The organism is Hymenobacter agri, from assembly GCF_054778495.1.
On the sequence record NZ_BAAGZM010001166.1, the window covers coordinates 1 to 708 of the forward strand.

General features: G+C 66.1%; 1 protein-coding gene. It reads right to left on the minus strand.

What is annotated here, in order from left to right:
- Positions 1–664, minus strand: a 664-nt coding sequence (locus tag ACYVDE_RS25115; protein ID WP_460504240.1) for a bifunctional heptose 7-phosphate kinase/heptose 1-phosphate adenyltransferase, incomplete at its 3' end; no start/stop codon positions are given.
- Positions 665–708 lie beyond the last annotated feature (44 nt).

The following is a 708-nucleotide window of genomic DNA, read 5'->3' on the forward strand; positions in this document are numbered from 1 at the left end:
CCGTGAAGGCGGCCGGCCGCCCCAGCGCCACGCACAGCGCCGCGATGCTGATGACGGTATCGCCCGCGCCCGACACGTCGGAAATGGTGCGCAGGTGGGCCGGCAGGTAGGTTCTCTGGTCGGCCTGCTGAGCAAATACGCCGTATTCGCTCAGCGTTACCAGCACGATTTCGGGGGTGAGCTCCTCACGCAGCCGGGCCACGGCGGCCTCGAAGCCGGCGCGGTCGGTGTTGGGCTCGCCGAACTCCAGCTTCAGGCCCTCGCGCAGCTCTTTCAGGTTGGGCTTGAACAGGGTGCAGTGCTGGTAGGCCAGGAAGTTCTTCTTCTTGGGGTCGACCACCGTGGGGATGTTGCGCTGCCGGGCGCGGGCAATGCACTCCGTGATGATGGCCTCGCTGAGCACACCCTTGTCGTAATCCTCAAAAATCACTACGTCGGCGCGGGTTAGTAAGTCGTCGTAGGCGGCCAGCAGCTGGGCGGCTTCTTCGGCGTTGAGGTCGGTTTCAATCTCCGAGTCGATGCGCAGCAGCTGCTGACCCTGGGCCAGAATGCGCTGTTTCACGGTGGTCGGCCGGTGTGCGCTGCGGATGAGGCCGTCGGCGGGCAGGTCGTGGACGTGCAGCAAGTTCAGCAGCTGCTCGCCGCCCGCGTCGTCGCCAATCACGGCGCAGAGCAGCGGTGTGGCGCCAAGGGCCTGCACGTTCAGGG